The 4,252-nt window shown below is 46.7% G+C and carries 4 protein-coding genes and 1 pseudogene; 3 read left to right on the forward strand and 2 right to left on the reverse strand.

Translation table 11 applies throughout. The features are described 5' to 3' along the window. Together Q0338_RS02190 and Q0338_RS02195 are read left to right on the forward strand one after the other, a co-directional pair. A pseudogene (locus Q0338_RS02190) lies at positions 1 to 261 on the forward strand (phosphoenolpyruvate carboxykinase (ATP)); the annotation flags it as partial. 16 nt (positions 262 to 277) lie between these two features. Next, on the forward strand, positions 278 to 1,681 hold the full coding sequence (locus Q0338_RS02195; protein WP_298085330.1) for a CAP domain-containing protein: 1,404 nt from the start codon (positions 278 to 280) through the stop codon (positions 1,679 to 1,681). A 221-nt stretch (positions 1,682 to 1,902) separates the two neighbouring features. Here Q0338_RS02195 and Q0338_RS02200 read toward each other — a convergent pair whose 3' ends face one another. Together Q0338_RS02200 and Q0338_RS02205 are read right to left on the reverse strand one after the other, a co-directional pair. Next, a complete protein-coding gene (locus tag Q0338_RS02200; protein WP_298085331.1) occupies positions 1,903 to 2,319 on the reverse strand; it encodes a cyclophilin-like fold protein in 417 nt (138 codons plus the stop codon). A gap of 53 nt (positions 2,320 to 2,372) precedes the next feature. Beyond that, positions 2,373 to 3,392, reverse strand: coding sequence for an alpha/beta hydrolase (locus Q0338_RS02205; protein ID WP_298085332.1), 1,020 nt, complete (start codon positions 3,390 to 3,392; stop codon positions 2,373 to 2,375). A gap of 226 nt (positions 3,393 to 3,618) precedes the next feature. Here Q0338_RS02205 and Q0338_RS02210 point away from each other — a divergent pair. Beyond that, a partial coding sequence (locus tag Q0338_RS02210) for an AraC family transcriptional regulator (RefSeq protein ID WP_298085333.1) occupies positions 3,619 to 4,252 on the forward strand: 634 nt, incomplete at its 3' end.

Here is a 4,252-nt window from a genome sequence, read left to right on the forward strand (position 1 = left end):
ACGCGCGCATGCATAAACGCGATCCTGGACGGCAGTATCAAAAAGTGCGAATTTGAAAATTTTGAAAAATTTAACCTAGCGATCCCAAAAGAGCTCGCAGGCGTCGAGACGAAGCTGCTAAATCCTATCAACACGTGGGAAAACAAGGACGAATACGTCGCGACTCGCGATAAACTAGCGAGCATGTTTGAGGCGAATTTTAAACGCTACGAGGACGTAAAAGAGGGCGTAGAATACGCAAAAGCCGGCCCTAAGGCTTAAATTTAAAGGGCGCTGGTTGAAAATTTACTTTGTAAAACGCGGGCTTAAATTTAGCCTTTTAGCCTGCGCCTTTTTTTTATCTGGCTGCGATATCTTTGGCGGGCAGGGTCAAAGCTCCGCGCTAAAGTCCGCCAAGCAGCCCGAGTTTTCTTTCGTTCCCGACTCCGACGCGGTCGCGTATCTAAACGAGTACCGCCGCGGCTCCGGACTCTCCGCCCTAAAACCAAATCAAATTTTAAGCCAGACCGCTAAAAATCACGCCGAATACAGCGCTCAAAACGAATACATGGGGCACGATGAGGCGGCCGGACGGGCTAAATTTAGCGGCGCGACTCCAGCCGATAGAGCTCTGGCCGTAGGCTACAAATCAACCCTAGTGCTTGAAAATATCGCCTATAAAAGCGACTTCAAAGAGGCGGTGGACGGGCTGTTTTCAGCGATCTATCACCGATTTGCGTTTTTAAATTTGAGCGTCGATGAGGTCGGCTACGCGCTCGCGTCCAAGGATAAATTTAACGCCTTCGTCTTTGAGATGGGCAACTCGCGGCTGAGTGCCTTTTGTGCTAAAGGCGCTAGTGATACGGGCGCAGGGCGGTTTTATACCAACGTCTGCGCCGATAAAAATCTAAAAATCAAAGACGCCAAATTTGACAACTTCACAGGCTCAATGAAGCCATACGTCAAATTTCCAGATGCCACCGCGGTAACGCCGTATTTTAGCGGCGAGATCCCGGACCCATTCCCCGAGTGCAAGATCACGGCAAATCCCGTCAGTATCGAGTTTAACGCAAACGCGGGCGAGGTAAAATTTAAAGATTTCGAGATATTTAAAGACGGGCAAAAGATCCAAAATTTGCACGTCATCACGAGCGCCAACGATATAAATTCTAAATTTTCGTCCAAGCAGTTTGCCGCTTTTTCGCGCGAGGTTTTTGACTTTGGCGCGCAGTACGAGGCGGTTTTTAGCTACGAGCAAGCAGGCGCGCGAAATCAAAGCGCGCAAAACGCGGGCGCGCAGGTAAAGCAGATAAAATGGAGCTTTAAAACCAAAACTCCGCAAAATCCGTATTTTGACGCGCGTGACGGCGACGTGCTGGGCGTGGATGCGGATAAGACCTACGAGATATTTTTCCGCCCCAAAGACTGCAACGACCTCATGACGCGCTACTCTTACAAGGCCTCGGGCTTCATGACGCCTGCGGTCGCGCAAAGCGGCACGAACACGCTAAGCGTGAAGCTAAAAGGCATGGCGGGCGATACGCTAAGTATCGTAGCGGGCGGCATGAGCGTCAAAGTGCGGCTCAAAACCAGCTCGCCAGAAGCCGTGCGCGAGAGGAGGGCGTTTTACGTCAAGGCTGGGCTGATGATCGCCGGCGTGATCGTGATTTTCGCACTAATCGGCAGAAAGATGAGACGGTAAATCGGCTATAGTAAATCCGCCGCGCTTAACTATTTATAAATTGCCGATTTTCGCATTTGCGACAAAACGGCGTAAAGCCATTTTCATGAAGCGCATAAATGCGAAGATTTGCGTTTATACAAGCCGTTGCGTCTTATTTTGCCGGATATCTAGGGCGCAATGTTTGGCGCAAGTAGCGGGGCCTAAAATTTCAAATTTACCGTTTTGCGGTTACGGCGGATTTATTTTGCTGGCTCTATCTTGATCTCCCCGTCTTTTGCGACCAAGCCTACATCGCCATCTATCACGCCCAAGCGCACGATGCCATCGTAGTAGGGCTGATAGTCGTAGTATATCACTAGGTTATTCCACGGAGCAAAGTACGAGATCTCGCCTTTTTTGCCGTCGCTACCGATTGGAGATCCGCTTGTGTCAAGCCGTTTTGGCAGCTTAGCTACCTTTTCGCGTCCGCCGTAGTCCTCTAAATTTAGCGTTAGCGGCAGCTGTGCGGCAAAGCTTCTTGCTGCCGCCGTATCATCTAGGATCGCCGTAGCTTCGCCGCTAGAAGTCTTTAGGACTATCTTTAAATTTTGCATTTTCTCTCCTGCTGCTAAATTTAACTCCGCAAAAAGCATAAAGACGGCTAAAATTTTTCTCATTTTTACCTTCCTTATCTCTCGAATTTACCCCCGCAAAGCGCAGGGGTAGCGGTTTATTTCAAATTTGCTTTGAAAAATTCCTCAAATTTATCGTATGGGATCTTGTTATTTTTATTGTCATATAGATCTATATGCACGGCGCCAGGGACGATAACTAGCTCTTTGTTTGCGCTGCCAAGCGACTTGTAAGCGTCCTCGCTAAAGTATCTAGAGTGCGCTTTCTCGCAGGCTACGATAAGAGTCGGAGTTCTCATCTCGCTTGCGTAGGCAAGGATAGGCATATTTATAAATGATATAGGATTTGTGACGATCCAGCCGTGCTCGCCAGAGTTTGAGTTGACGGCGCGTTTGTGATAGCCGCGATCCGTGCGGTAAAATCTCGCATACTCAGCTATAAACTGCGGAGTGCTAGCGTCTATTTTTTCAGGATCAACATTGGTTGCTCCGATAAGTGCCGGCTTGCCGGCTTTTGCATCGACCCAGCGCTGTTCGGCTAGCTTCTTTTTGGTTTCATATCTCTCATCGGCGCCTATGCTATCGTTGTAGCCTTTTGCCATTACGCGCGTCATATCATACATTGTGCTGGTCGCTACCGCCTTTATGCGAGGATCGCTAAGAGCAGCATTTAGAGCAAGACCGCCAAAGCCGCAAATTCCTAAAATGCCTATACGTTCAGGGTCTACATTGTCTTGAAGCCCTAAAAAATCAACCGCCGCGCTAAAATCCTCGGTATTTATCTCTGGGCTTGCTAAATTCCTCGGCACGCCGCCGCTCTCGCCCGTGTAGCTTGGATCAAAGGCAAGCGTGATAAAACCGCGCTCGGCTAAAGTTTGGGCGTAAAGACCGCTCGATTGCTCTTTGACTGCGCCAAAAGGTCCGCTAAGTGCGATCGCAGCCGCTTTGCCTTTTAAATTTTTAGGCGTATAAAGATCGCCGACTAGCTCCACGCCGTAGCGATTTTTAAATTTGACCTTTTTGTGATCTACTTTGTCGCTTTTGGCGAAAATTTTATCCCACTCGCTAACCATAGAAACCGCCTCTAGCGGTGATTTTGCCACGTTTGCACCTGCCATTGCATTGCCTCCTAAAATAAAACTTGACGTCATAAGCGCCGCCGCAAATTTCTTAAGATACATCTTTGTCTTTTCGGTTTTGATTTAGCTTTACAAGCTGTTTTGTAATGTGCATTCTAGCAGGATTTTAAATTTTACGTTAGAACGATCCTCCAAATTTCATGCCTAATTCTGCAAATTTTCTAAAAAGGGGTATAATTTCATAAAATTTGAGGTGGAAAGCAAGATGAGTGAGCTAAATTTACTAAAAGAGCAGACAAAAGAGTTTTTACTAAATAGATACGGCGTAAACGGCCTTGTTCAAAGCGACATCGACTCGCTTGATTTTTACATCAGCGAAAAGACGCATGATTTTATCAATGTCATCTACAATCCATCTTTGTGCATTATCTTGCAGGGGGCAAAGTCGGTGGGCTTTGGCGATGAGATGAGCGGATACAACGAGCAAAGGTATCTGCTCACATCGACCTATATGCCTCTAAGAGTGAGCCTAACCCACGCCTCAAAAGAGAGGCCATATATCTCGCTTACCCTTAAATTTAGCATGGATGAAATTTATGAAGTGCTGAAAAACGTCGAGATAAAAGAAGATAACATGCAAAAAAGCCAAAAGGGGGTATTTTTCGGCGATCTTACGGAGGAGATACTAGAGCCTGTTTTGCGCTTTATCTTGTTGCTTGAAAAGCCAAAAGAAAAGATCAAATTTCTCTCAGATCTTGCTAAAAAAGAGATCCTTTATACCCTTGTAACAAGCGACAAAAGCGGCTATTTTTTAAATAAATTTGCGATGCAAGGAAGTGTTTCTAATAAAATTTTACATGCCATCGCAAAGATAAAAAACGAGTTTACGCAAAAGCTAA

Source organism: uncultured Campylobacter sp. (assembly GCF_938018145.1).
In the GTDB taxonomy this organism is placed as follows: domain Bacteria; phylum Campylobacterota; class Campylobacteria; order Campylobacterales; family Campylobacteraceae; genus Campylobacter_A.